Origin of the sequence: Mycobacteroides sp. H001 (assembly GCF_001440005.1) — a bacterium.
GTDB classification, from domain to species: Bacteria; Actinomycetota; Actinomycetes; order Mycobacteriales; family Mycobacteriaceae; genus Mycobacterium; species Mycobacterium gwanakae.
The window spans coordinates 50,536-74,727 of sequence record NZ_LJYH01000051.1; the positions used below are offsets into that span (position 1 = coordinate 50,536).

At 65.2% G+C, this 24,192-nt stretch carries 25 protein-coding genes and 1 riboswitch; of the genes, 16 read left to right on the forward strand and 9 right to left on the reverse strand.

Features of this window, described 5'->3' with window-relative positions; genetic code table 11:
- Positions 1–8: 8 nt before the first annotated feature.
- Both ureG and AOT83_RS25790 read left to right on the forward strand, forming a co-directional pair.
- Entirely contained in the window at positions 9–683 is a 675-nt protein-coding gene (gene ureG, locus AOT83_RS25785) for an urease accessory protein UreG (protein WP_030097947.1), read from the forward strand.
- On the forward strand, positions 673–1,320 hold the full coding sequence (locus tag AOT83_RS25790) for an urease accessory protein UreD (RefSeq protein WP_030097946.1): 648 nt from the start codon (positions 673–675) through the stop codon (positions 1,318–1,320). The genes ureG and AOT83_RS25790 overlap by 11 nt, the downstream gene beginning before the upstream one ends.
- A 6-nt stretch (positions 1,321–1,326) precedes the next feature.
- Here AOT83_RS25790 and AOT83_RS25795 read toward each other — a convergent pair whose 3' ends face one another.
- The 4 genes from AOT83_RS25795 to AOT83_RS25810 all read right to left on the reverse strand — a co-directional run bounded on the left by AOT83_RS25795 (position 1,327) and on the right by AOT83_RS25810 (position 5,317).
- Positions 1,327–2,781 (reverse strand): NAD(P)/FAD-dependent oxidoreductase, encoded by a 1,455-nt coding sequence (locus AOT83_RS25795; RefSeq protein ID WP_109365516.1) that lies wholly within the window; start codon positions 2,779–2,781, stop codon positions 1,327–1,329.
- Between the two features lie 123 nt (positions 2,782–2,904).
- Positions 2,905–3,501: a TIGR03086 family metal-binding protein gene (locus AOT83_RS25800; RefSeq protein ID WP_057963454.1), complete on the reverse strand. Its 597-nt coding sequence runs from the start codon at positions 3,499–3,501 to the stop codon at positions 2,905–2,907.
- Positions 3,502–3,550: 49 nt separating this feature from the next.
- Positions 3,551–4,534 carry an LLM class F420-dependent oxidoreductase gene (locus AOT83_RS25805; protein WP_057963481.1) on the reverse strand — a complete coding sequence of 328 codons (984 nt, stop codon included), beginning with the start codon at positions 4,532–4,534 and terminating at the stop codon, positions 3,551–3,553.
- 99 nt (positions 4,535–4,633) lie between these two features.
- Complete coding sequence (locus AOT83_RS25810; RefSeq protein WP_030097942.1) at positions 4,634–5,317, reverse strand: SDR family oxidoreductase; 684 nt, start codon at positions 5,315–5,317, stop codon at positions 4,634–4,636.
- A 258-nt stretch (positions 5,318–5,575) separates the two neighbouring features.
- Between AOT83_RS25810 and modA the strand changes: the two genes are divergently transcribed.
- The 4 genes from modA (at position 5,576) to AOT83_RS25830 (ending at position 9,332) form a co-directional block, all read left to right on the forward strand.
- Positions 5,576–6,319 carry a molybdate ABC transporter substrate-binding protein gene (gene modA, locus AOT83_RS25815; RefSeq protein ID WP_109365515.1) on the forward strand — a complete coding sequence of 248 codons (744 nt, stop codon included), beginning with the start codon at positions 5,576–5,578 and terminating at the stop codon, positions 6,317–6,319.
- Positions 6,316–7,113 carry an ABC transporter permease gene (locus AOT83_RS25820; RefSeq protein ID WP_030097940.1) on the forward strand — a complete coding sequence of 266 codons (798 nt, stop codon included), beginning with the start codon at positions 6,316–6,318 and terminating at the stop codon, positions 7,111–7,113. The genes modA and AOT83_RS25820 overlap by 4 nt, the downstream gene beginning before the upstream one ends.
- Positions 7,110–8,177: an ABC transporter ATP-binding protein gene (locus AOT83_RS25825; RefSeq protein WP_057963482.1), complete on the forward strand. Its 1,068-nt coding sequence runs from the start codon at positions 7,110–7,112 to the stop codon at positions 8,175–8,177. The genes AOT83_RS25820 and AOT83_RS25825 overlap by 4 nt, the downstream gene beginning before the upstream one ends.
- 135 nt (positions 8,178–8,312) lie before the next feature.
- The gene (locus AOT83_RS25830; RefSeq protein WP_057979726.1) at positions 8,313–9,332 is read left to right on the forward strand and encodes an APA family fibronectin-binding glycoprotein; all 1,020 of its coding nucleotides are present in this window, start codon (positions 8,313–8,315) and stop codon (positions 9,330–9,332) included.
- A gap of 150 nt (positions 9,333–9,482) precedes the next feature.
- On the opposite strand, the gene AOT83_RS25835 is transcribed toward AOT83_RS25830, so the two are convergent.
- Positions 9,483–9,758: a GlsB/YeaQ/YmgE family stress response membrane protein gene (locus tag AOT83_RS25835; protein ID WP_030097937.1), complete on the reverse strand. Its 276-nt coding sequence runs from the start codon at positions 9,756–9,758 to the stop codon at positions 9,483–9,485.
- Between the two features lie 282 nt (positions 9,759–10,040).
- Here AOT83_RS25835 and AOT83_RS25840 point away from each other — a divergent pair, with 282 nt between their 5' ends.
- The 6 genes from AOT83_RS25840 to AOT83_RS25865 all read left to right on the forward strand — a co-directional run bounded on the left by AOT83_RS25840 (position 10,041) and on the right by AOT83_RS25865 (position 17,558).
- Positions 10,041–13,814, forward strand: coding sequence for a bifunctional nitrate reductase/sulfite reductase flavoprotein subunit alpha (locus tag AOT83_RS25840; protein WP_057963483.1), 3,774 nt, complete (start codon positions 10,041–10,043; stop codon positions 13,812–13,814).
- 16 nt (positions 13,815–13,830) lie between these two features.
- A riboswitch (Fluoride riboswitch) is annotated at positions 13,831–13,903 on the forward strand.
- A gap of 13 nt (positions 13,904–13,916) precedes the next feature.
- Positions 13,917–14,384, forward strand: a complete 468-nt coding sequence (gene crcB, locus AOT83_RS25845; RefSeq protein ID WP_078284697.1) for a fluoride efflux transporter CrcB — start codon at positions 13,917–13,919, stop codon at positions 14,382–14,384.
- Positions 14,381–14,752: a fluoride efflux transporter CrcB gene (crcB, locus tag AOT83_RS25850; RefSeq protein ID WP_030097934.1), complete on the forward strand. Its 372-nt coding sequence runs from the start codon at positions 14,381–14,383 to the stop codon at positions 14,750–14,752. The genes crcB (AOT83_RS25845) and crcB (AOT83_RS25850) overlap by 4 nt, the downstream gene beginning before the upstream one ends.
- A 10-nt stretch (positions 14,753–14,762) precedes the next feature.
- Positions 14,763–15,206, forward strand: coding sequence for a universal stress protein (locus AOT83_RS25855; RefSeq protein ID WP_030097933.1), 444 nt, complete (start codon positions 14,763–14,765; stop codon positions 15,204–15,206).
- A gap of 41 nt (positions 15,207–15,247) precedes the next feature.
- Positions 15,248–16,405 (forward strand): GNAT family N-acetyltransferase, encoded by a 1,158-nt coding sequence (locus tag AOT83_RS25860; RefSeq protein WP_057979727.1) that lies wholly within the window; start codon positions 15,248–15,250, stop codon positions 16,403–16,405.
- A gap of 139 nt (positions 16,406–16,544) precedes the next feature.
- Complete coding sequence (locus AOT83_RS25865; RefSeq protein ID WP_109394406.1) at positions 16,545–17,558, forward strand: GNAT family N-acetyltransferase; 1,014 nt, start codon at positions 16,545–16,547, stop codon at positions 17,556–17,558.
- Here AOT83_RS25865 and AOT83_RS25870 read toward each other — a convergent pair.
- Complete coding sequence (locus tag AOT83_RS25870; protein ID WP_057963458.1) at positions 17,555–17,950, reverse strand: DUF6194 family protein; 396 nt, start codon at positions 17,948–17,950, stop codon at positions 17,555–17,557. The two genes, AOT83_RS25865 and AOT83_RS25870, sit on opposite strands and share 4 nt — an antisense overlap.
- Before the next feature lie 31 nt (positions 17,951–17,981).
- Between AOT83_RS25870 and AOT83_RS25875 the strand changes: the two genes are divergently transcribed.
- Positions 17,982–19,247, forward strand: coding sequence for a competence/damage-inducible protein A (locus AOT83_RS25875; RefSeq protein WP_057963459.1), 1,266 nt, complete (start codon positions 17,982–17,984; stop codon positions 19,245–19,247).
- Positions 19,248–19,249: 2 nt separating this feature from the next.
- Here AOT83_RS25875 and AOT83_RS25880 read toward each other — a convergent pair whose 3' ends face one another.
- Positions 19,250–19,999 (reverse strand): HD domain-containing protein, encoded by a 750-nt coding sequence (locus tag AOT83_RS25880; protein WP_030097928.1) that lies wholly within the window; start codon positions 19,997–19,999, stop codon positions 19,250–19,252.
- Positions 20,000–20,080: 81 nt separating this feature from the next.
- Here AOT83_RS25880 and AOT83_RS25885 point away from each other — a divergent pair, with 81 nt between their 5' ends.
- Positions 20,081–21,034, forward strand: coding sequence for a helix-turn-helix domain-containing protein (locus tag AOT83_RS25885; protein ID WP_057963460.1), 954 nt, complete (start codon positions 20,081–20,083; stop codon positions 21,032–21,034).
- 10 nt (positions 21,035–21,044) lie between these two features.
- On the opposite strand, the gene AOT83_RS25890 is transcribed toward AOT83_RS25885, so the two are convergent.
- Both AOT83_RS25890 and AOT83_RS25895 read right to left on the reverse strand, forming a co-directional pair.
- Entirely contained in the window at positions 21,045–22,025 is a 981-nt protein-coding gene (locus AOT83_RS25890) for a pirin family protein (protein ID WP_057963461.1), read from the reverse strand.
- A 53-nt stretch (positions 22,026–22,078) separates the two neighbouring features.
- Positions 22,079–22,675, reverse strand: coding sequence for a TetR/AcrR family transcriptional regulator (locus AOT83_RS25895; RefSeq protein ID WP_057963462.1), 597 nt, complete (start codon positions 22,673–22,675; stop codon positions 22,079–22,081).
- A 97-nt stretch (positions 22,676–22,772) separates the two neighbouring features.
- On the opposite strand from AOT83_RS25895, the gene AOT83_RS25900 reads away from it, so the two are divergent.
- Entirely contained in the window at positions 22,773–23,153 is a 381-nt protein-coding gene (locus AOT83_RS25900; RefSeq protein ID WP_030097924.1) for a DUF4345 domain-containing protein, read from the forward strand.
- A 96-nt stretch (positions 23,154–23,249) separates the two neighbouring features.
- Positions 23,250–24,122 carry an LLM class flavin-dependent oxidoreductase gene (locus AOT83_RS25905; protein ID WP_057963463.1) on the forward strand — a complete coding sequence of 291 codons (873 nt, stop codon included), beginning with the start codon at positions 23,250–23,252 and terminating at the stop codon, positions 24,120–24,122.
- Positions 24,123–24,192: the final 70 nt, after the last annotated feature.

The following is a 24,192-nucleotide window of genomic DNA, read 5'->3' on the forward strand; positions in this document are numbered from 1 at the left end:
GGATCAACATGCCACCGCATCTTCTCGACGGTCAGCCCCATCAACACATCGACAGGCCCCGCCGGGTGCGCCAGCCGGGTGAGCCGCTGCGCATCGGGATCGGCGGACCCGTGGGGTCGGGCAAGACCGCGCTGGTCGCCGCGCTGTGTCGCACGCTGCGCGATGAGATTTCGGTGGCAGTGCTCACCAACGACATCTACACGACGGAGGATGCCGACTTCCTGCGTCGCCACGCGGTGCTGCCCGACGAGCGCATCACCGCCGTGCAGACCGGTGGCTGCCCGCACACCGCCATCCGCGACGACATCACCGCGAACCTGGACGCCATCGAGGATCTCATCGCCACCAATGATCCACTTGACCTCATCCTCGTCGAGTCGGGTGGCGACAATCTCACTGCCACGTTCTCCTCAGGTCTGATCGACGTGCAGATCTTCGTCGTCGACGTCGCCGGAGGTGACAAGGTGCCGCGCAAAGGCGGTCCCGGCGTGACCTTCTCGGATCTGCTGGTCATCAACAAGACCGACCTGGCTCCCATGGTGGGCGCCGATCTGGGCGTGATGGCGCGGGACGCGGCCGCTGTACGGGAAGGACGGCCCACCGCGATGATCTCGTTGACCGAAGACCCGACGGCCACCGAGGTGTTGGCGTGGGTCCGGAGCCACCTGGACCATGCGCACTGACGTCGAGATCATTGCGGTGAAGGGCCGCCTCCCACGGATACGCTGCTCGGGCAGCCTGCAGGGCAGGCTCACCGAGGCCCATACCGTTCATCTCATCGGAGTGGCCGCCAGCCCCCTGGGCGGCGACGAGATTTCGGTGCGTATCGAGGTCGGCGACGGGGTGTTGTTGCGCGTGCGATCGGTGGCGGCAGCGGTGGCCCTGCCCGGCCGGAACACCCTGCGGTCCTCGACAGCGTGGAGCTGCTCGGTGGCCGGCGAACTTGACCTCGACCCCGCGCCAACCATCGTGGCGGCCAACGCCGTCCACCATTCTCATGTCACCGTTCACGGATCGGGCAGCGCGAGCGTGCGGCTGCGCGAACGTGTGCAGATCGGCAGGGCAGGGGAGTCATCCGGATTCTGGAGCGGTGAGCTCGAGGCGGATATCGACGATCGCCCCCTGCTGCGCCACCGCATCGAACTCGGTGCGGGATCGGTAACCGACGACGAACTGGGTCGCCCACTGGCCCTGATCAGTGAATTACGCTACCCCGAAACAGATTCCATGCCACCAACTCCGGCCGACGCCACTGTGCTGCGCCTCGCCGGCGACGCCACCCTGCTCACGTGGCAGGGACAGCGGCTACCGTCCGATTGATCGGAACTAGCTGGCTGCCTTTTCCTCTTCGGGCTCCGCAACCCGTCCCTCGTCGCCGTTCTTCTCGGCGACCAGCTCTTCAAGCTGATCCAGACGTGTTCGCGCCCAGGCCTGCTGCTCGGTGATCGCCATCTGGCCGCGTGAGCGCGTCACGAAGGCGATGGACCACAGGATGAGCGTCACCAGGCGGTTCTTGAACCCGACGAGGTAGACCAGGTGCAGCGCCAGCCAGCTCAGCCACGCGATGAATCCGCTGAATTCGAGCTTGCCGATTTTGACGACCGCGTTGTATCGCGACACGGTGGCCATCGAGCCCTTGTCGAAGAACTTGAACGGCGGGCGTTCCTCGGCGCTACGCCCCTTCAGCTCGGCCTTGATCTGCTTGGCGGCGTAGCGCCCACCCTGAATGGCGCCCTGGGCGACACCGGGTACGCCGTCGACTGCCATCATGTCGCCGACCACAAAGACGTTCGGGTGGCCCGGAATCGACAGGTCCGGGCCGACCTTCACACGTCCCGCGCGGTCCAGTTCGACACCCGACTGCTCGGCCAGGTTCTTACCCAGGGGGCTGGCGGACACACCCGCAGACCACACCTTGCACCAGGATTCGATGCGCTCCACGGTGCCATCGGAATGCTTGACGGTCAGGCCATTGCGGTCCACGTCGGTGACCATGGCGCCCAACTGGATTTCAACTCCGAGCTTCTCGAGGCGCTTGCGTGCCTTCTCTCCCAGCTTCGGGCCGAAGGGCGGCAGCACAGCTGTCGCGGCATCGAGCAGGATGACCCGCGCATCGGTCGGGTCGATGTGCCGGAAGGTGCCCTTGAGGGTCTCGTTGGCCAGTTCGGCGATCTGCCCGGCCATTTCGACGCCGGTCGGACCGGCACCCACCACGGTGAAGGTCATGAGCTTGCGGCGCCGGACGGGATCGCTGGAGCGCTCGGCCTGTTCGAAGGCACCCAGAATGCGACCGCGCAGCTCGAGAGCGTCGTCAATGGACTTCATGCCCGGCGCCCACTCGGCGAAGTGGTCGTTTCCGAAGTAAGACTGACCCGCACCGGCGGCGACGATCAGGCTGTCGTAGGGCGTGGAGTAGTCGTGTCCCAGCAGCGAGGAGTGGACCACCTGATTCTCCAGGTCGATGCTCGTCACATCGCCGAGAACGACCTGGGCGTTGTCCTGGTCCTTCAAGATCTGCCGCGTCGGGGGAGCGATCTCTCCTTCGGAGATGATCCCAGTGGCCACTTGGTACAGCAGCGGCTGGAACAAGTGATGAGTGGTACGCGCGATCAGCGTGATATCGACGTTGGCACGTTTGAGCGTCTTGGCGGCCGTGAGACCGCCGAATCCCGACCCGATAATCACGACTCGGTGCTTGGGCGTCAGCGCGTCCTTGATCTTGGGCTTCGGATTGGCCTCGACAGGCGCCGCGCCGGTGGCGGCGTCTGGTGTCGTGCTCATCGATCACTCCTCGTCGAATGGTGTCTCAACTGGGGTTATTCACCTTGTCTGACACTTGGTGCAACACCCCAACCGTAGTCGGGATTTCCCTGTACGTCGCGTCAGTTAGTTTAGCGAAATATCTCACACACCCTGCGGGCGCCAGCCTGGATCACGTCCCGACATGGCGAGCATGTGATCGAACTGCGGGGCACTCGTGGGAACCGGCTGCTGCGGGCCGAACAAACCGGGAATCCCGTCGTCGGAGGCCAGCGCCCTGATGAATCCATACAAACCCGGATCGGTGCCCTCGGGCAGGTCAAACGGCTGCGCGGTGGCCGCCGCCAAATCCCATCCATGCAGCACCAACTCATCCAGGACCACCATGGCCACCTGGTCGTTGGGCATGACAGTGCCCGCGATGGTCGACTCGCCAATCCATGACCGGGGTTGTGCCCAGGTCGCCACCAGATCTGCGAGCCGTTGCGGGAGCAACGTCCGCCACTGCGGATCGAGGTCCTCGGTGAACGACGGGCCCGAAAGGTCGATGCCGAGCGCAGCCGCCTCCTCGGGGCGGACGACGTATCGGAAAGCCACTGATAGACCCATCAGGTGATTCAGCAGGGCACGGACCGTGAGTTCGGTACACGGAGTCGAGCCGTCCAGCGCCTCATCCGACACCCCCGGAAGAAGCGCCACCACCGCGGTCGCGGCGGGCTGCAGGCTGAACGGAGTATCCATATCGCACATCCTGCCGAAGGATTGCGCGACGGAGGGCGAATCCGGCCGACTAGTCCTTGAACAGCGGGCGAAGAGTGTTGCCGATCAGCTCCACCACGCCGGGTACATGCCCGTTGGCGGTCGCGTTGAGCGTGACAGCATCGATTCCCTGATCGAGAACTCGGGTCTGCACCTGTTCGGCGATCTCGTCGGGGCTGCCCACGAGAGTGCGTCCGAGAACCTGCGCACGGGCCTCCTCGGGGAGGGTTTCCAGATCGATGCCGTTTTTGCGTAGTTGCTCACCAGCGAGTTTCCAGGCTGTCGCCGAGTCGTCGTCGATGAACACCGAGAAAAACGCCGAGGTCTCCAGGGTGGATGGGTCACGGCCTGCTTCCTCGCACCGCTGTCGCAGCACCGACAGCTTGTGCGGGATCTCGTCCAGGGAGCTGAGCAGGTTCAGGTGGTCGGCGTACTTCACAGCCAGCCCGAAGGTCTTCTTCTCGCCGCTGCCGCCGATCATGATCGGAATGTTCGGCCGGAGCCTGGGCTCGTTCATGGCGGTCTCGGTGCGGTAGTACTTGCCTTCGAAGGTGGGTCGCTCACCGCGCAGCATCGGGGCGATGATCTCCAGGGCCTCGCTCAGCCGCTCGAAGCGGTCGGTGAACGTGCCGAACTCGAACCCGAGTTGCTGGTGTTCCAGTTCGAACCACCCCGCTCCGATGCCCAGGATGGCGCGCCCGCCGCTGACGACGTCGAGGGTGGTCACGGCCTTCGCGAGCAGGCTCGGGTTTCGGTAGGTGTTGCCGGTGACCAGCGTCGAGAGCTGAATGGTGCTGGTGGCACTGGCCAACGCGCCCAGGGCTGTGTAGGCCTCGAGCATCGGCTGATCGGGGGTGCCGATCATGGGCAGCTGATAGAAGTGATCCATCAGGAAAACCGTGTCGAAGCCTGACGACTCCGCCTCGCGCGCCTGTCTGACGACGGTGGGAAAGAGCTCGGCCACGCCGGTGCCGTAGGAGAAATTGGGGATCTGATAGCCAAGCCGAATGGTCACCCGATCGAGCCTACGCTCGAACTGCCGCCATGGCACTACGTACGGGCTTGCCTCGCAATGCAATTCGGCGATCTACAGCTGGAGTGCACTCCAGCTGTGTCAGCTGACGCCGGCGGGAACGCCGCGGCTGACATGCAGGGTTTGGCCGGTGATGTGACGCGCCTGCGGGCTGGTGAGGAACAACGCCAACCGTGCGATCTCGGCGCTGACCAGCTCTTGGGCATCCTCGGTGCTGTCAAGGCCGTCGTAGTTGGCGTCGGCCGACTGCCCGGGAGCGATGGTGTTGATGGTGATCCCGCGGGTGCCCATTCGCTCGGCCTGCTCGGCGGTCCACGCCGACAGTGCGGCCTTGGCGGCAGTCGTGGCGCCCGATCGGTCCCGGCTGCCCAACGTGCACAGATTGACGATGGCCGCGCCGGAACGCAGATGATCGCCGATGGACTGCACCGTCAGCACAGCGGTCAGCACGCTGGACTCGTAGCGAGACAGCCACGCCTCGCCGGTATCGGTGAGGGTGCCCAGATGCGGGCCGGGCTCGCTCCAGACGGGGTTCGGGATGTTCACGATGGCGTCGAGGTGCTGGGGGAACAGTTCGACGTTCTCTTCCAGGCTGTCCGGGTCGGAGTTGTCGCACACGATGGCGTCGACCTCGAGCTCCTTGGCGGCGATTTCCAGCTCGTCGGCATTGGGGCCGGTGATGACCACCCGATGGCCGGCGTTGCGGAATTCCGCAGCCACCGCCCGGCCGACCTCGTTAACCGCTCCGGTTACCAGTACGTCCATGGCGGTACCTTCCTCACCTTCCTGCAAGCCTTACCGATCCGCTTCTGTTGCCAGGCCTGATCAGCTTGATCGTGACACAACCCGGACCTCATACCCCGGATTTCGTGGCCGGGTCGCACGGGTTTGAGCGCCAATATTACTGGACGGTAGCAATACCTACGACCACCACGTATCGCCTCGGCTGGGGCTAGGGTTGTGCCGGTGACCAGCAGAGGGTGGAAAATTCTCGCCGCAGCACTCCTTACGGGTTCGCTGACCATGTCCGGCTGTGGTTCGCGAACGGCGCCCGAGGGCAGCCCAGCGGCCCCGTCGACTGGTTCGGGCTCTGCTCCGGTTCAGTTGCACGTGCTGGCCGCGGCGTCGCTGCGCAAGGCCTTCACCGAAATCGGGAAGTCTTTCGAATCGACCCACGCGGGCACGACCGTCGAGTTCACCTTTGCGGGGTCCTCGGATCTGGTCAGTCAGCTCACGCAGGGCGCCCAGGCCGACGTGCTTGCTACCGCGGATTCGGCCAACATGGACAAGGCGTGGAAGGCGCACTCGGTGGTCAATCCCGTCGACTTCGCGGCCAACACGCTCACCATCGTCGTCGCCCCCGGGAATCCGAAGGGCATCGCCACCTTTGGGGATCTGGCTCGTCCTGGTCTGGACGTGGTGGTGTGCGCACCGCAGGTTCCGTGTGGTGCGGCCGCCTCGACCGCATCCAAAGAGACTGGGGTGCAACTGAACCCGGTCAGTGAAGAGTCCTCGGTGACCGATGTCCTGAACAAGGTGATTGCGGGGCAGGCCGACGCGGGTTTGGTCTACGTCACCGATGCCAAGTCCGCCGGCGAGAAAGTCACCGCGGTCGCGTTCCCCGAGGCGCGGTCGATCGTCAATACCTATCCCATTGCGGTGACTGCGAACTCACGCAATCCCGAACGTGCGAATCAGTTCATCGAAACGGTCACCGGGGATGCCGGACACAAGATTCTGGCGGCGGCCGGGTTCTCTGCGCCGTGACGCCGGCACCCGGTCTGCCGCGCTGGGTGTATCTGCCGGCGGCCGTTGGGGCAGTGCTCATCGTGCTGCCGCTGCTGGCACTCGTGGTCAAGGCCGACTGGCCACAGTTCCCCGCGTTGATCACCAGCCCCGCCTCACAGGCAGCGCTGCTGCTCAGCGTCAGGACATGCGTGGCCAGCACGGCGTTGTGCCTGCTGCTGGGTGTCCCGCTGGCCATCGTGCTGGCCCGCGGGCCGGCGTGGCTCACCCGCCTGCTGCGCCCGTTGATTCTGTTGCCTCTCGTACTGCCGCCGGTCGTCGGTGGCATCGCACTGCTCTACGCCTTCGGCAAGCTCGGCCTACTCGGCCACTACCTGGACGCAGCAGGTATCCGGATAGCGTTTTCCACGTCTGCTGTGGTGCTGGCGCAGACATTCGTCTCGTTGCCGTTTCTCGTCATAAGCCTTGAGGGCGCGCTGGCCACGACAGGGGAGCGCTACGACCATGTGGCGGCAAGTCTGGGCGCACCACCGACCACAGTGCTGCGGCGGGTGTCGCTGCCGCTGGTGATGCCGGCACTGGTCTCGGGTACGGTGCTGGCCTTCGCGCGCTCGCTCGGCGAATTCGGGGCCACCTTGACCTTCGCGGGATCCCGGCAGGGGGTCACGCGCACACTGCCCCTGGAGATCTATCTGCAGCGCGAATCCGATACGCAATCGGCCGTGGCGCTCTCGCTGCTGCTGGTGGCGGTGGCGGCGGTTGTGCTGGCCGTTGTGGGAGCCCGGGCCTGGCGCCGCGATGGGTGGCGGCGATGAGTGAGTTGCGATTCGAGGCAGGGCATTCCGGTCGGGGTGTACACGCCGCTTTCACCGTTGCGCCCGGAGAGACCTTGGCGATCGTCGGCCCCAATGGGGCCGGTAAGTCCACATTGCTAGGGCTCGTCGCCGGACTACTGAGACCCGACTCCGGTGAGATCCGCCTCGGCGATCACGTGCTGACGAACTGTGCCACAGGCACTTTCGTCCCGACCCATCGGCGACGTACGGCGCTCCTGCTGCAAGAAGCCTTGTTGTTTCCGCACCTGACGGTCGCGCGCAACGTCGAGTTCGGGATGCGCGCCCGGCATCGAGATGAGGTGCCTGCCCTGCGCGACCGCTGGCTGGAATCGGTCGGCGCGCGCGACCTTGCCCGACGCCGGCCGGGCGAACTGTCCGGGGGGCAGGCGCAGCGAGTGGCGATCGCCCGTGCCTTGGCCACCGAACCCGACCTGGTACTGCTCGACGAGCCGCTCGCCGGCCTCGATGCCGCGAGCGCGCCGGAAATCCGGGCCTTATTGGGCCGGGTGCTGGGCCGCGGTGGCCAGAGCGCTCTGATTGTCACGCACGACATCATGGACGCCGTCGCCATCGCCGACCGGGTGATGGTCCTGGACTCCGGCCACATCGTGGAGCTGGGAGATACCGCGACCGTGTTGGCCCGTCCGACCAGCAAGTTTGGTGCCCGGTTCGCGGGTGTGAACCTGATCGCAGGCACCGTGGGCGAGGACGGAGCCCTGCACGCGGACGGCATCGTCATCCACGGCGTGTGGTCCGGCGCCGACAGTCCCGAGCCGGGCCAGCATGCCGTCGCGGTGTTCGGGCCGCGTGCGGTGGGCGTGCATCTGTCCCCGCCTGGCGGCAGCCCGCGCAACGTCATCGCGGTGGCCGTGTCGACCCTGAGCGCTCATGGCGACAGTGTGGTTGTAACGGCAACCGCGGGGCCCGCGATATTCACGGCACACATCACCGCGGCCGCCGCGGCAGAGCTAAAGCTGGCACCCGGGGAGTCCGCATACTTTGCCGTGAAGGCTCACGAGGTCGTCATTCAGGCGGCGCAGTAGCTGGGGACGGGGATTTCGGTAGCCGTTGAGAGGAAACCTATGTTTGCTTCTGGTCAGCCAAACCCCTTGCCAAATCGGGCGCGCCGATTGCCGGATACGCTTGCACGTGCAGGACAAAACGGTACGTTCATTGGCATGCAGCAACCACGGGCAACTTTGGCCGCCAAGCGGGTGCAACGGGCGCGGGTGATGGCAGCTGCCGTCGCCGTGGCCTCGCTGTCGGGGGCAGGGGCGATAACGCTTGTCGCCGGACCGGCTGATCAGTCGCCGTCGTCGGTACGCACGGCGGAAATCAATCTGGTGACCACCGATGTACCGCCGCCACCCGCAACGCCTGCGCCCGGCCAACCGGCACCCAACCCGGAGACTCCGACAACCGTGACGACGCCTCCGGCGTCACCTCCGCCCGGTACCCCCGCACCCACTCCGCCGCCGGCACCCGGTGCGCCGGCAGATGCCGCGCGCGTCAACAATGACCAGGGTGGATTCAGTTATGTTGTGCCCCAAGGCTGGGCGCAAGCGGACGCGCGCAGGCTGACATACGGTTCGGCGCTGCTGACCAATCCAGCGGCGCCAAACGGCAGCATTCTCCTGGGTCGCCTCGATCTGAAGCTGTTCGCGGGCGCCGAGCCTGACAACCAGAAGGCCGCACGCAGGCTCGCGTCGGATATGGGTGAGTTCTTCATGCCGTACCCGGGCAACCGCGTCAATCAGGAAGATCAGAGCTTCGAAGTGGCGGGCATGCCCGCGGCGTCCTCGTACTACGAGGTGAAGTTCGACGACGCCGCCAAGGAGCCCGGTCAGATTTGGGCCGCTGCCGTGGGCAAGGGCAAGGATCGTTGGTTCATCGTCTGGCTCGGTACCGCGGCATCCCCGGTGGACAAGGGAGTGGCCAAGGCCCTCACCGACTCGGTTCGTCCGTGGACCCCACCGACGCCGCCCACGCCGCGCGCCGGGCAGCCTGCCGATCCCAACCAGCCGGCGCCCGCGCCTGCGGACCCGAACCAGCCTGCGCCCGCCCCTGTGCCTGCCGATCCCAACCAGCCACCGGCTCCTGCGGCACCGGGTGCACCGGCCCCTGAACCTGCCGCTCCGGGGCAGCCCGTGCCACCGCCACCTCCCGCGGCGCCCGCAGCACCCGGGGTTCCGGTCTAGCGCTCGGGCGAGTTCGGCTCACGCACTGTGCGGTGAGCGCTGACGGTAGGTATCGGTGAAGGTCGGATTCCGTGCGCCCACGCGATCAGCGTGGGCGCACGTCACCGATGCACTGTGTTTTCGCCGGAAGATGCCGCCTACGGGCAGCGACTAGCTTTTGGTTTTCCCGGCGATGAACTTGTAGACGACCAGCAGAATCACCGCGCCGACCAGTGCTCCCAGGAAGGCGTGATTGATCGGCGGGGTAACCGTGAACTTGTGGGGCGCGAACACCAGACTTCCCAGCGTCCCGCCGACGTAACCACCGACAATGCCCAGCAACGCTGTCACGATCCAGCCGAAGTTCTCCTTGCCAGGCACGATCAACCGGGCGATCCAGCCAACGATCAGGCCAAGAATGATCATCCAAATGATGTTCAACACCATGTCTAGCTCCTTCGAGTATGCGTACTGAGGAAACGAGCGTCGACCCGCTGTTGATGCTAGTGGAACAGTTCGCCCGTCGGCGCTCTAACGGCGCGTTGCGGGGAGATGTCGTTCTCACGCTCGGTAGATCCGTGCGGTGAGGACGCCGTGACAGCCGGATAACCTCGGCGGAAGAATTCGGGAATCTGACTCACTCACCATGGCGGGGTGACCGAACTCAGCGCGCCGCCCACCGCGCGCCGTGCCGCCTGCTCGTATTGCGGTGTCGGCTGCGGTGTGGTGGTGCGGGCCGAGCGGAGTTCGGCGGGGCCGGTCACCATCGCCACGGTCGAGGGCGACGCCTTGCACCCGAGCAATCAGGGACGCCTGTGCACCAAGGGTGCCACGCACGCCCAGCTGATGGCCGCCGACGGACGCATGACGACTGCGCACATACGTCCCGCGCGAGGGCAGGAGCCGGTTCCGGCCCCGTTGGCGGCGACGACCGCCGAGGCCGGCAGGCGATTACGTCACATCCTCGACACCTATGGACCCGATGCGATCGCCCTGTACGTATCCGGCCAGATGAGCCTGGAGGCGCAGTATCTCGCCAACAAGCTCGCCAAGGGGTATATCCGAACCACACAGATCGAGTCCAACTCGCGGCTCTGCATGGCCAGTGCGGGAACCGGATACACCCAGTCATTGGGAGCCGACGGGCCGCCCGGGTCGTACTCCGATATCGAGCAGAGCGATTTGTTCCTCGTCATGGGTGCGAACATGGCTGACTGCCATCCGATTCTGTTCCTGCGCATGGCCGATCGGCTCGGCAGTGGAGCACGGCTGATCGTGGTCGACCCGCGCCGCACCGCCACTGCCGAACGCGCTGATCTGTTCCTGCAGATCACCCCCGGTACCGACCTGGCCCTGCTCAACGGACTGCTGCATCTGCTTGTGGAGAACGGGGATATCGACTCCGGGTTCATCGCCGAGCACACCCAGGGCTGGGCGGGGATGCCGGAGTTCCTCGCCGGTTATCCGCCCTCGGCGGTCGCGGCTATCACGGGCTTGGCCGAGGACGATATCCGTACCGCAGCCCGGTGGATCGGGGAGGCGCGCGAATGGATGACGTTGTGGACAATGGGCCTCAACCAGAGCACTCATGGCACCTGGAACACCAACGCGATCTGCAACCTGCATCTGGCTACCGGTGCCATCTGCCGCTCCGGTAGCGGACCGTTCTCTCTGACTGGCCAGCCAAATGCGATGGGCGGCAGGGAAATGGGTTACATGGGCCCGGGGTTGCCGGGACAGCGCTCGGTGAAATCCGTCGTCGATCGAGAATTCGTCGAGCGGCATTGGCGGCTGGCGCCCGGTTCCATCCGCGAGGAGTTCGGCACCGGAACTGTGGATATGTTTACCCAGATGGCCGCCGGTGATATCAAGGCGTGCTGGATTATTTGCACCAATCCGGTTGCCTCGGTGGCTAATCGGCAGAATGTGATCGACGGACTGCGCCGGGCCGAGCTGGTGATCAGCCAGGATGCCTTCCTTGCGACGGCCACCAATGAATACGCCGATGTGCTCTTGCCTGCCGCGCTGTGGGCCGAATCAGATGGCGTATCAGTCAACTCGGAGCGCACGGTAACGCTGACCAACCGAGCCGCCGACCCGCCGGGGGATGCGCAGCCCGACTGGCGCCTGATTTGCGATGTTGCCCTCGCGATGGGATTCGGTGACGGTTTCGACTACGCGTCAAGCGAGGAGATTTTCGAGGAGATCCGCGGATTCTGGAATCCGCGGACCGGATACGACATGCGCGGGGCGAGCTATGCGCGACTGCGTCAAGGACCCGTGCAATGGCCTTGTCCACCCGAAGATTCGGGGGAGCGGAATCCTATTCGCTATCTCAACGACGGAGTCAGCCAGGGCCTGCATGTCTCCGAGGACGGCACCATTCCGCGGCTGGCGTTCCCCACCCCGTCGCGGCGGGCGGTGTTCCACGCCCGTGCCCACCGCGACCCTGCGGAAACCCCCGGTGACGGATATCCCATGGTCTTGAATACCGGTCGATTGCAACATCATTGGCATACCCTGACCAAAACCGGTCGCATCAAGACGCTCGAGCGCCTCCATCCGTCCCCCTTCGTGGAGATCCACCCCCGCGATGCCGCCACACTCGGCATCACCGAAGGCGATATCGTCGATATCGCCTCGCGGCGCGGCACCGCAGAACTCCCGGCGATCATCAGCGACAGGGTCAAGCCCGGCAGCTGCTTTGCGCCCTTTCACTGGAACGACGCGCAGGGTCCCCGACTGGCGATCAACGCGGTGACCAACGACGCAGTCGACCCGGATTCGCTACAGCCCGAGTTCAAGGTCAGCGCGGTGATGCTGCGTCCCACCGGGCGGACCGTTGTTCACGAGGTGCTCGACAGGCCGGCACAAGCATTGGGCGACATAGCAATTCTGTGGACATCGCAAACCGGCAACGCCGAGACTGTGGCCACCTCGGTGCACGGGCTGCTGACGACAGCGGGAATCTCCGCCACACTCACCGCGATGGACGAGTGCGCCCCCGTCGATCTCGGCGAGGTTCGAACAGCCGTACTCATCGCCAGCAGTTTCGGCGAGGGTGGCCCACCCGATAACGGCGCGCAATTCTGGTCCGCACTGGCCGGAGAGACCAGGTCCTTGAACCACATGCGTTATGCGGTGCTGGGGTTCGGCGACCGGGCTTACGCGGATTTCTGTGGTCACGCCAAGGCGCTCGACGCCCGGCTGCACGAGCTCGGCGCCACTCCGGTACTGGCCCGGGTAGACGGCGAGGCGAATGACCGAGCGCTGATCGCGGCGTGGACCGCGGACCTGCTGGAGGCGATTGGGGATGGCACCGACGCCAGCGTCGAGGCGGTCAGACGATTGCGCAGCGACGGGCTGCCGACGGCCGCGCCGGAACTTTTCACCCGCGACGCGCCGATCCTGGCGGCGTTGTCACACAACGAGGTCCTCTCCGCGCCGGGCTCCGGCAAGGAGGTACGGCGCATCGAGTTCGACCTGACCGGCCACGATGTGGACTACTCGGTGGGCGATGCTCTCGGCGTCTATCCGACGAACCGCGAGGAAGATGTCCAACGCTGGCTCACTGCAACAGGTTTCGATGCGGAGTTGCCGATCACGATCGATGGGGGCGAGCTGCCCCTGGGTACCGCGCTCGCCAGCCACTACGACATCTGCCGCGTCACCGATGACCTGCTGCGTTTCGTCGCCGAGCGGCGCGGCGACAAACCGGCCATCAAGCTGTTGCGCGGCCCCGACACCGCGACGCGCGAGCGGTGGCTACAGGGCCGTAATGCCCTCGACGTGCTGCGCGAGTTCCCCGTCCGTGCCGGTATCGAGGAGTGGCAACAGGTCCTGATCCGACTCACCCCACGCCAGTACTCGATCTCGTCCAGCCCCTTGGTCAGCCCGAAATCCATCGCATTGACGGTGTCCATCGTCCGGTTCCAGGGGCCCGACGGCTCGGCCCGCGGAGGTGTGGGATCGACCTTCCTGGCCGACCGTGCACAGCGGCTGCCCGTCCCGATCTTCCTGCAGAAATCGCCGCATTTCCGCCCGCCCGATTCCTCGGACACGCCGATGATCATGGTCGGTCCCGGGACCGGTATCGCCCCATTCCGCGGATTCCTGCAGGAACGCCGCGCTCTGGGCCACTCCGGACCCAACTGGTTGTTCTTCGGCGACCAGCACCGCACCCAGCATTTCTACTACCGCGAGGAGCTCGACGGCTTCTTGCGTGACGGCTCCCTGCGCCGACTTGACCTCGCGTTCTCGCGCGACCAGCAAAAACGCATCTATGTCCAGCACCGCATGATGGAGCAGGGGGCACAGATGTGGCGGTGGCTCGCCGACGGCGCGCATCTCTACGTGTGTGGAGATGCCAGCCGGATGGCCAAGGACGTGGACAGCGCATTACTGGCCATCGCCCAGAAGCACGGGCGGATGTCGCCCGAAGAGGCTCTTGAGTTTCGTAAGGAGCTCGTCGCCGGGAAACGGTACGTCCGCGACGTGTACTGACCCGTCTCGCGCTATATTCGTCACGCGCGATGGATCTCGCCGGGGCTTGTCCCGAACCGCCACTGATGGCTGATAGTTCCTGTGTTGATGAGTCGTAACACGATGGGACCGAATGTGACAGGTGCGCAGCGCGAAGAGCCCGTGCGACCCCTCCATCTGCGACCGTATGCCCTGCTGTGGGTTTTTCTCGGCGGCGTGTGTGGAACCGCCTTGCGGTACTGGTTCGAGAAGATGTGGCCGGCCACCGGCGCGGCCTGGCCTTGGGGGACCTTCGCGGTCAACCTGGCCGGAGCGTTCATCCTCGGGGCGCTGCTGGAAACCCTCACACTGCTGGGCCCGGACGGCGGTTGGCGCCAACGCGCCCGGTTGTTTGTCGGCACGGGTATCTGCGGCGCCTTCACCACGTACAGCGCATTCGCCCTGGAGATCAGCACTCTCGCCCGCAACGGATTTGCGGGCCTGGGCGTGGGGTACGCACTGGTCAGCATCGCGGCCGGTCTGGCCGCCGCCATGGCCGGGATAGCTGCCGCCGCCGCGGTCCTGGGGCGGTACTCGGGAGGTTCCGCGTGACGGTTATCGCCGTGATTCTCGCCGGGGCTTTGGGTGCGGTAGCGCGCTTCGTCGTCGATTCCCTCATCAAGCATCGCCGGACCTTCCGCTTCCCATGGGCGACGCTCCTCATCAACCTCAGCGGATCGGCCCTTATCGGCGTGGTGGCGGGCACCGTGATCTTCCACCATTCGTCGCCGGCCCTGCTGGCTGTCGTGGGGACTGGATTCTGTGGCGGCTATACGACTTTCAGCACCGCGAGTGTGGAATCGGTCAGGCTTCTCGAGCGGCGTGAATGGTCACTCGCCCTGTACAACACGTTCGGCACGCTGCTGGGCACCGTCGGGGCCTGTGTCGCGGGACTAGCGCTGGCGTGGTCGATAGCGTGAGGATGTCACTATGACCGAATCGTCAGGTGTGCACGTGGTCGTCGGATGGGACAGACACCCGCCGAGCACTGCCGCGCTGCGCTTCGGGATCGATATGGCCCGGCGCCTGGGCGCCTGCGTGCATGTGGTGCACATCCTCGATATGGACGACGAGCCGATGGACATCGACACCGACAGCTGGGAAGCGCAGGCAGGTAACGCTGTTACCGCTGCGGAGGCTGAGGCTGTCGAACAGCTTGCGGGCCAGGAAGTGGCCTGGAAGTATCACCGCGCGCAGGGACCCGCTGCCGCTGCCCTTCTGGGCGTGGCACAGCAGTATGAGGCGATGATGATCATTCTGGGTAGCCCCCGGGGAGGGCTGGCATCCGCATTGGACGCGCTGCTCGGGCAGTCGGTGTCGCATCGCCTCATCGGCGCGAAAAGGGTTCCGCTAGTTCTCGTGCCCGCCACCTGACGACTTTCACGGAGCGAACGTTTCTCCTGTAGCCTGACGCGGTGTCTAGCAAATCCGGCCTCCGGTCCGTGGTGGACCTTGGGCCGGTCACGATCGGCGGGGTGACGGTGCTGCTACGGCCGCCCCGGCTCGCGGATGGTCCATCCTGGCGGGAGACCGCGCTGGCTTTCACCGAGCGGCTGTCACCGGCTTTCAATCGTGACGACATGGATTGGGAGAGCGCGCATTCTCCGGTTATCTGGGTGGACACCTGGCGTTCGGCGCTTGCCGATGCACGCGCAGGCGGAGTCTCATACCTGCTGGTAAGGATCGATGACGGCATCGAGAGAGTCGTTGGGCACTTCTCGATGACCGGCAGGGATCCACGAACCGGGGGCGCCGAGATCTCCAGCTGGGCGGTCGATGTGCCCTCGGCCGTGAGCGGGTGGGCACAGCTGGTCACGGTGCTGGCTGCCTTCGAGGGGAACCCTGCGATTCCACACGCGTTGGCGCCCGTGGCGGTATCAAACGTGCGCGCAAACAGATTCTGCGAATCCATGGGCTGGACCCAGCTACAGACACGTCGTGCTCTGCGTAAATACGATGGGCAGATCTCAGACCACAACATGTGGGTGCTCGCCAATACGGCCGAGTACCGAGATTGGGTAAGGCAGCGCCTCACGGAAATTCCCGTCAGGAGAACGCTTCTCGCGCCCACCGTGTCCCGCAGGCCGGACGCTGGATACCTCGCCGCGTGGGCCCGATTCGCGGCGATTCGCGTCCGGCAGCGGATCAGTGCCACACTGCGGCCCACACCGACTGCGTCCTCACTCGAAACCTCCACCACCGATGGGGAAGTGGTGCATATCGCACCGGCTGGTCGCGGGCAGTTCCGGGTGGCGGTGGCCAAGCGCACTGCCGGTTCGATTGATGTCTATACCGATGTCGGCACGTCCACAACGGAATTGGTGCCACGATTCGAGCCGTGGGTGTCCCGCGACGTCGGCGCGTGCGCACTGTCCGCACTCGCAAGCCGTGTCGCCGCTAGCCCCGACGGGTCGCGCCGGACGGTCGTTGCGGTCAGCGGCGCGGATGGCACCCTCGCGGACCAGCTTGCCCGCCGTGGTTTTGTCGACGAGGGTGAGGCGCCGGCGACCCTGGGTGACGGTGGTACCGCGCGGCGCATGTGGACGCTGCTGGCGGGCCCGCTTCCTAAATAGACAGCCTGTACTTGGCAATCATCTTCTCGCAGTTGCCGATTAATCGCCATACGCCTGTGCCAAGGTGCGCTACCCTGCCGGGGTGTTCGCAAGCGATCGGCCCACTCCGACATCTCTGGGGCCGGTTGAAATAGACGGTATGACCGTAATGCTGCGCATTCCGCGGCTCTCCGATGGCTCATCGTGGCGGGAAACCAACCTGCGCTACGAAAAGCGGCTGGCACCGGCGTTCGGCCATCCGGACATGCCGTGGTCGACAGCGCATTCGCCGTACATGTGGATTCACACCTGGAAGCAGGCACTCTCCGATGCCGCGCGCGGCTGGGTCTCGTATCTGCTCGTGCACCTCGATGGAGGCCGCGAACACGTCCTCGGCCACTTGGCCATGGCGGGGCGACATCCGCGAACGGGGGGCACCGAGGTATCAACATGGACGGCCGGTGTTCCACACAGCGTCACCCGGTGGGCGCAGGCATCGCTCATCATCGCCGGATTCGAGGCTGATCCCCGGGTTCCGCACGCGGTGGCGCCGCTCGCGGTGGAGAACATCGCGGTGCAGCGACTTGCCCGGTCGGTGGGCTGGTCGCAGCTACAGACATGCCGCCGATTGCGCATGTACGACGGAAAGCCCACCGATCATCAGATCTGGTTTCAGGGCAACACCATCGAGAACCTGGCGGCGTTACGCCGCACGCGAGACGCCCTCTCCGGCAACATCACCAGCTGGATGTCGGGGCGCCGTGCGGCGGTTTCCTGGAGCGATCTGCTGGCGCGGGGGCGCTACGAACTGCGCAACTGCAGACGGCGCGTCGCTGCCGATGCGAATAGTTCAGTCGCGGTGACGGTTTCGGGGACATCTCTGGGATCTGTCGAGATCGCTGTCGACCCGGGCAGCTCCACCACGGAGCTCATTGGCAGGCCCCGTCCCGATGTATCCGAGGATGAGCTCACCGCCACCATCGCAGATCTTGCGGGACGCTTGATGGGCGCTCCTTCACCCACTAGGCGGATCGTCGTCGCGGTGCGCGATGGGGATCGGTCCTTGACCGAGGCTCTCGCCGTGCACGGTTTCCGCAATGAGGGGCGCACCCTGCCCACCCTGGGCGACGTATCCACAAACCGACAGTTGTGGGCCAGCGTCAGTGACAACTAGTCGTCACGACCGCGTGCGTACGCCTCGGCCAGCAGTGGCCGCAGCACCTCGGCGAAGGTGTCCTCACTCGGATTGACCACACACACCCATTTGGCACCGCCGTACTCGGGATGCGGAAGCACCTGGTCGAACTCGGTGTAATCGGGCTGGATCGCCCCGTCCTGACCGGGCGCAACTTTGACGAAGGTGTCACCGCTGACGCCGATGTTGAGCCGGTAGACGTGCGGTCGTCCGAGGTCGGAGTGCGTATCGAATGCCTCGTTCGACATCAGGGTGATGACCGGCAGCTGACGTTCGGGGCCTTGGAAGAAGAACCAATTGCCCTGCACAACCTCGTGCTGCAGATCCGGGAAGGTCGTGACGATGTATTCGATGATGGCGCCCTCATCCATGACACCGAACCTACCGGCCTAGGCTGCTGACATGTTGCGAGCGGGAATCGTCGTCACGGGTACGGAGGTCCTCACCGGGCGTGTTGCCGACGCAAACGGCCCATGGCTTTCCGAACACCTGCGGGAAGTGGGCGTGGATGTGGCACATATCTGCGTGTGCGGGGACCGCCGAGAAGACCTGACAGCGCAGCTGCGGTTTCTCGCCGATCAGGGTGTGGATCTCATCGTCACATCCGGCGGCTTGGGTCCGACGGCCGACGACATGACGCTGCCGACTGTAGCTGAATTTGCCGGTACCACACTAATTTTCGATGCAACGCTGGAAGCGGCTATCATGAACCGGCTGCGGCCGATCGCGGATCGCTGGGAGAATGTCGATTGGGAAGCACTGCGCGTCGGCATCGCCAAACAGGCGCTTGTCCCGGCTCGGGGCGAGGTGCTTGATCCGGTGGGCACGGCGCCGGGAGCGATCATGAATGCAGATGGTGTTCTCATCGTGGTGCTGCCCGGGCCGCCGCATGAGCTTCAGCGGATGTGGCCGTCGGCGCTCGACGCCGCGCCTTTCCGGGCGCTCCTCGGCGAGGATGTCACCGCTATCGAGCAGACCACACTGCGTCTCTATGGAATCACCGAGCCGGATATCGCCGAGACACTGCGCCTTGCTGAGGGCGAGTTGGGAACCCTTGCCGCGCTGGAGATCACCACCTGCCTGCGGCGCAGCGAGGTCGAGGTGGTCACCCGCTTCGAGGCCGATGCGCACCCATTATGGACGCGCCTGCATGAGTTCATTCAGACCCGGCATGGAGCGGCACTGTTCTCTGCGGATGGCTCGACCGTCGACGACGTGGTGGCCCGGCTGCTGAACGGGAGGCGCTTGGCGGTGGCGGAGTCATGCACGGCGGGACTGTTGGGCGCTCGCATCGCCGACGTCCCGGGCTCTTCTGAGTACTTCCTGGGTGGGGTCATCAGTTACGCCAATGACGTCAAAATCGGTCAGCTGCAGGTGGATCCGCAGCTACTGGCAGAACACGGTGCAGTATCACCGGAGGTCGCCGAGGCCATGGCGGAGGGCGCGCTGAAGGCGCTGGGTGCTGATATCGCGGTGTCGACGACGGGTGTGGCAGGCCCAGGCGGTGGTACGGAGGAGAAGCCGGTGGGCACGGTGTGTTTCTGCGTCAAGACCTCGGCGGGGGAGAAGGCTGACCTTCGCGTCGTTATCCCGGGAAATCGCAACCAGATTCGTGAGCGTGCAACCACTGTCGCCCTGCATTTGCTGCGTCGGTTGTTGCAGCGCTAGCGCTACTCGCTGAAGGGCGCCGCCCTGATCAGTAGCGGAAACGCCGCATAGCGAGTCAGCCACGCCGCACGGCCCGCCGGCACCGCGGCGCCCTCTGCGGCCCAGGCCGCGAGCATGTGCCGCTTGAATTGAAGCCTCGGGTGCCGTTGCAGCAGCTCGTCCACCCACGTGGCGTCGAGGTCGGAGAGCCGTAGACCGAAGACGTCTGTTCCTGCGCCGGCAGAGACGAATCCGCCCGGATCTGCGAGGTTCTCGCTGGCACCGAGAGTGATGTGTGCGGCGATCGCTGCGCCGACCGCTTCCGCGCGGGCTTCTGGCGCCCCTTGATCCCGGACGAACTGCGCGGCACGCTCGCCACCCGCGACGGCGAAGCACCGGCCGGGCGTGGGATGTTCGAGTTGAAGATCGTGCAACAGACTCGCGACGTACACGAGCTCGTCATCGACCGCTACGCCATCGAGCGCGGCCAGTGCCTTCCCGAAGAAGTAGGTGCGGTACGAGTGTTCGAGCACGTGCGGGGTCACCGAATCGCGTGCTTCCTGCTCGGCGGCAAGAGCAAGCGTGGAATCGGGCACTGCGATCGATCCGAGTTCCACCCGCCCCTGCCCGCGGCGGCCGGTGCGCGTCCTGATGGCATCGCCGATCATCGCGGGTAGTGCGCGAAACAGGCGTCCGAACAATGCCCGCCGCTGCGCCGACGAGATCTCCCCGCCGGTCTGAGTGGCCCAGTGCCAATCCAATTCGGTCGTCATGGGCTTCAGTCAAGGCGGGTATGTCCCCGAAGGCCAGTGGCATGAATGCCACAGATACTCCGATTCATGCCATAGTGAGCCATGGGCACCAAGACGGTGGCGGCACTGGCGCTCGATGGCGTCATCACCTATGACCTGGCATGTGCCGTGCAGATGTTTCGCCGGGGGCCGGGGCGTGCCGGTCAGCCAGACGGTTTCGACCTGGTGACCTGCGGCCATCGCGCGGGCAGCGTGTGGACACCGGACGGTTTCAATCTCGAAGTGGAACACGGTATCGATGCGCTGGAAACCGCCGATATCGTCGTCGTCCCGGCGCGTGCCCCACACGACCATCAGCCACCGGATGACGTCTTGAGCGCGCTGGTGACCGCGCACGAACGCGGCGCAGTGATCTTCAGTATCTGCCTGGGTGCGTTTGTCCTGGCAGCAGCCGGGTTGCTGGATGGACGCCCTGCCACCACACATTGGGAGTATTGCCAGGATATGCGCACGCTGTACCCACAGGTCGATCTGCGGCCCGATGCGCTGTACGTCGACGACGGGGACATCCTTACCTCGGCGGGGCTTTCCGCGGGGATGGATCTATGTCTGCACGTGCTGCGACGAGAGCTGGGGGCCGCCGCGGCGTCGGAGATGGCGCGGTGGAATGTCATGGCGCCGCACCGCGATGGCGGCCAGGCCCAATTCATCCCGCCCCCAAGGAATTCTCATGATTCGGCTGGGCTCGGTCCGACCTTGAGCTGGGCATCGGAGTATCTCGCCGAGATCGACGATGTATCGGCGCTGGCACGGCACGCACACTTGAGCCTGCGCACATTCAACCGGCGGTTCGGCGAAGAAGTCGGTACGACTCCCAAGCGGTGGCTCGACCTACAGCGCGCCACCCGTGCCCGCGAATTGCTCGAGAACACTGATCTGACTATGGAATCCATTGCCGCACAGTGTGGTTTCGGCAGCGTTACCGCCATGCGGATACACCTGCGCAGGGTCACCGCAACAACACCTAGTGCCTACCGCCGGGCATTCCGGCGGTAGGCGGTCACGGTCAGCGCGCGACGTGCGGCATCAGGGCATCGGGCGGAATCGCACCGAAGCGACCGGCCTGATAGTCCTCCACGGCCTGGATCAGCTCCGCCTTGGTGTTCATCACGAACGGCCCGTAGGCCACGACACGCTCACGGATGGGGCGCCCGCCCAGCAGTAACACCTCGAATGCCGGGCGGTTCGCGTCTTGTTCCGCGTTGGCCTGCACCGAGATCCGGTCACCGGGGCCCAGCACCGCGAGCTGCCCCTGTTCGATCGGGTGCCCCAGTGCCCCCACCGTGCCACGTCCGGAGAGAACGTAGACGAGAGCGTTGAACTCCCGATTCCAGGGTACATTCAACTGCGCGCCCGGCTGGATCGTCGTATGTGCCAACGTGATTGGCGTGTGTGTGCTGCCCGGTCCGTGATGGGGCCCGACGTCTCCAGCGATGATGCGTACCAGCGCGCCGCCGTCGGGTGAGCTCACCAGTGTGGTTTGCGCCCCCTCGATGGCCTGGTAGGCGGGCGTCAGGAACTTGTCCCGCGCCGGCAGATTGACCCAGAGCTGGATGCCATGGAATAGCCCGCCGCTCTCCACCAATTCTGCTGGGGGAGTTTCGATATGCAGAATTCCCGATCCCGCCGTCATCCACTGGGTGGCTCCGTCGTGGATGAGCCCGCCTCCACCATGGGAGTCTTGATGGGCGAACCTGCCGTCGATCATGTATGTGACGGTTTCGAAGCCGCGATGCGGGTGCCAATCCGTCCCACGCGGCTCGCCGGGCTCATACTCGACTTCGCCCATCTGATCCATGTGGATGAACGGATCCAACTCGGCTGACGGGACTCCGGCGAACGCACGCACGACGGGAAAGCCTTCGCCCTCGTACCCGCGCGGCCCGCTGGTGATGGACCGCACCGGCCGTTCGGTATCGGCAGGCTCGGGAGCGGGGATGCGCGGCAGAGTCAGGGCGTCCGTTGACGACACAGTGATAGCTGGCATGCAAACCTCCTGGTGAGAGTTCCTATACCTGCTCAACCGGACTGTGGTCCGCTTTATTCCGGGAGTGTGCTCCCGGTGGCGAGGGCGGTCGACACCGCCGCCGCCACGGTTTCACCGGCGGCCAGCAGGGGCTCGGTGCTGCGCAGCGCCCGGCTCAGCACGAACGCACCTTCCAGGCTGGTGATGAATCCCAGCATGAGGCGTCGGCACATCTCGGGCGCCAGGCCCGAGCCGGCGATCCGTTCGGCGCCCTGGTCGATCCAGTCCGTGAAGACGTCGGCGGTGGCGCGGCGGAGTACCTCGTCGGTGCTCGCCACTTCGAGGGCGATGGTGGCGATGGGGCAGGCGTCGGCGTAGTCGGTTGCGACGAGATTGTCTGCTGCGGCTGCGAACGCGATCCGAACGGTGGTCGGCAGGTCCGAACCACCGTTATCGAAGATCGCCAATACCAGATCCCGGTACATGGCCCCGGCGGTGCGAATGGCCTCGTCCGCCAGTTGCACCTTGCCCCCGGGGAAGAAGTGGTAGATGGACCCGAACGGTGCGCCGGCGCTCTGAGCGATCTGCTTGAGGCCAGTGCCCGTCATGCCCTGCCGCCGGAACAACTCGCATGTGGAGGCGACGATGCGGTCGCGTGTGTCAGCGGGCATGGCGGGTCCTTCGGGGAGTCTTGTGTCCGACTGCATCGCATTGTACGGTCCGTATTAGAACGTTCTATCAAGTACGGCCGATGTGGAGGGCGTGGAGATGGACAAAGTGCTCAAATACCTGGCGATTCTGACCGGCGTGATCTGCCTGGCCATCGGCCTCTATCACCTCATCGGGGGGCCGGGAACCGTCATCGGCGGGGGAGCTGTCACCGCGAGCACCGACAGTCAGGAGCGCTTCTTCTCCGGGTTGTTCGCCGTCTACGGCGCGGCGTGGATCTGGGTGGCGCGGCGATCGCCCATTCCCGGCACTGCCATTAGGTTCCTCGCCGCGGGTCTGCTGGTGGGCGGGCTTGGCCGGGTGGCATCACTGATCGACTCCGGACAGCCCCATCCATTTTGGATTGTCATGCTCGCCGTCGAAATCCTCATCCCCGCACTGTTTTTCGTGATCGCGGGCGCAGACGAGAAGGCTCGTTGACTTCGTAAAATCAATATGCGAGTTCAGATTTCGCAACCGCTAGAGTGCGTAGTACCGACAGCACAATGTGTTTCTCAAGCACTCTAGGAGGAAGCTATGCGGTTCACCTTCGCCGAGGCCATGACCGATCCGTCGTACTACGTTCCCTTGGCCCAGGCGGCCGAGGCGGCCGGTTATCACGGTATGACCATCGCCGACAGCCTGGCGTATCCCTACGAGTCGGATGCGAAGTATCCGTACACGCCCGATGGGAACCGCGAATTCCTGGAGGACAAACCGTTCATCGAGGCGTTGACGCTCACGGCTGCGCTCGGCGCGGTGACCTCGACGTTGCGGTTCAACATCTTCGTACTCAAACTGCCGATCCGCCCGCCCGCCCTGGTGGCCAAGCAGGCCTCATCCATTGCGGCACTGACGGGCAACCGTCTCGGGCTCGGCGTCGGTACCAGTCCGTGGCCCGAGGACTACGAACTGATGAACGTGCCCTTCGCCAAGCGCGGTAAGCGCATGGACGAATGCATCGAGATCATCCGGGGGCTGACCACCGGTGACTACTTCGAGTTCCACGGCGAGTTCTACGACATTCCCAAGACCAAGATGTGTCCCGCGCCGACGCAGCCCATCCCGATCCTCATCGGTGGACATGCCGACGCCGCACTGCGCCGCGCGGCGCGGTGCGATGGCTGGATGCATGGTGGTGGCACCGAGGACTTGGACGAGCTGTTGGTCAAGCTCAACAAATTCCGTGAAGAAGAGGGGACGGCCGACAAGCCCTTTGAGGTCCACGTCATCTCCGTCGACGGGTTCACCGTGGACGGGGTGAAGCGCCTGGAAGACAAGGGTGTCACCGATGTCATCGTCGGCTTCCGCATTCCCTACATCGTAGGGCCGGACACCGAGCCACTGGAGACGAAGATCAGGAATCTGGAGGGCTTCGCCGAGCACGTCGTCTCCAAGGTCAACCCCTAGCGATCCCATTCCGTGAGCTGGGCTACCCCCAGCTCACGGAATGGGTCTCGGCACTGTGCGCGACCGTTGA

Coding starts and splice junctions, on each gene's coding strand:
- ureG (WP_030097947.1), top strand. CDS start 9: ATGCCACCGCATCTTCTCGACGGTCAGCCCCATCAACACATCGACAGG.
- AOT83_RS25835 (WP_030097937.1), bottom strand. CDS start 9,758: ATGGTGTTGAACATCATTTGGATGATCATTCTTGGCCTGATCGTTGGC.
- AOT83_RS25880 (WP_030097928.1), bottom strand. CDS start 19,999: ATGACGACCGAATTGGATTGGCACTGGGCCACTCAGACCGGCGGGGAG.
- AOT83_RS25905 (WP_057963463.1), top strand. CDS start 23,250: ATGCGGTTCACCTTCGCCGAGGCCATGACCGATCCGTCGTACTACGTT.
- AOT83_RS25810 (WP_030097942.1), bottom strand. CDS start 5,317: ATGGACGTACTGGTAACCGGAGCGGTTAACGAGGTCGGCCGGGCGGTG.
- modA (WP_109365515.1), top strand. CDS start 5,576: ATGTCCGGCTGTGGTTCGCGAACGGCGCCCGAGGGCAGCCCAGCGGCC.
- AOT83_RS25865 (WP_109394406.1), top strand. CDS start 16,545: ATGACCGTAATGCTGCGCATTCCGCGGCTCTCCGATGGCTCATCGTGG.
- AOT83_RS25795 (WP_109365516.1), bottom strand. CDS start 2,781: ATGAGCACGACACCAGACGCCGCCACCGGCGCGGCGCCTGTCGAGGCC.
- AOT83_RS25800 (WP_057963454.1), bottom strand. CDS start 3,501: ATGGATACTCCGTTCAGCCTGCAGCCCGCCGCGACCGCGGTGGTGGCG.
- crcB (WP_078284697.1), top strand. CDS start 13,917: ATGGGACCGAATGTGACAGGTGCGCAGCGCGAAGAGCCCGTGCGACCC.
- AOT83_RS25825 (WP_057963482.1), top strand. CDS start 7,110: ATGAGTGAGTTGCGATTCGAGGCAGGGCATTCCGGTCGGGGTGTACAC.
- AOT83_RS25875 (WP_057963459.1), top strand. CDS start 17,982: ATGTTGCGAGCGGGAATCGTCGTCACGGGTACGGAGGTCCTCACCGGG.
- AOT83_RS25885 (WP_057963460.1), top strand. CDS start 20,081: ATGGGCACCAAGACGGTGGCGGCACTGGCGCTCGATGGCGTCATCACC.
- AOT83_RS25855 (WP_030097933.1), top strand. CDS start 14,763: ATGACCGAATCGTCAGGTGTGCACGTGGTCGTCGGATGGGACAGACAC.
- AOT83_RS25790 (WP_030097946.1), top strand. CDS start 673: ATGCGCACTGACGTCGAGATCATTGCGGTGAAGGGCCGCCTCCCACGG.
- AOT83_RS25890 (WP_057963461.1), bottom strand. CDS start 22,025: ATGCCAGCTATCACTGTGTCGTCAACGGACGCCCTGACTCTGCCGCGC.
- AOT83_RS25830 (WP_057979726.1), top strand. CDS start 8,313: ATGCAGCAACCACGGGCAACTTTGGCCGCCAAGCGGGTGCAACGGGCG.
- AOT83_RS25900 (WP_030097924.1), top strand. CDS start 22,773: ATGGACAAAGTGCTCAAATACCTGGCGATTCTGACCGGCGTGATCTGC.
- AOT83_RS25870 (WP_057963458.1), bottom strand. CDS start 17,950: ATGGATGAGGGCGCCATCATCGAATACATCGTCACGACCTTCCCGGAT.
- AOT83_RS25895 (WP_057963462.1), bottom strand. CDS start 22,675: ATGCCCGCTGACACACGCGACCGCATCGTCGCCTCCACATGCGAGTTG.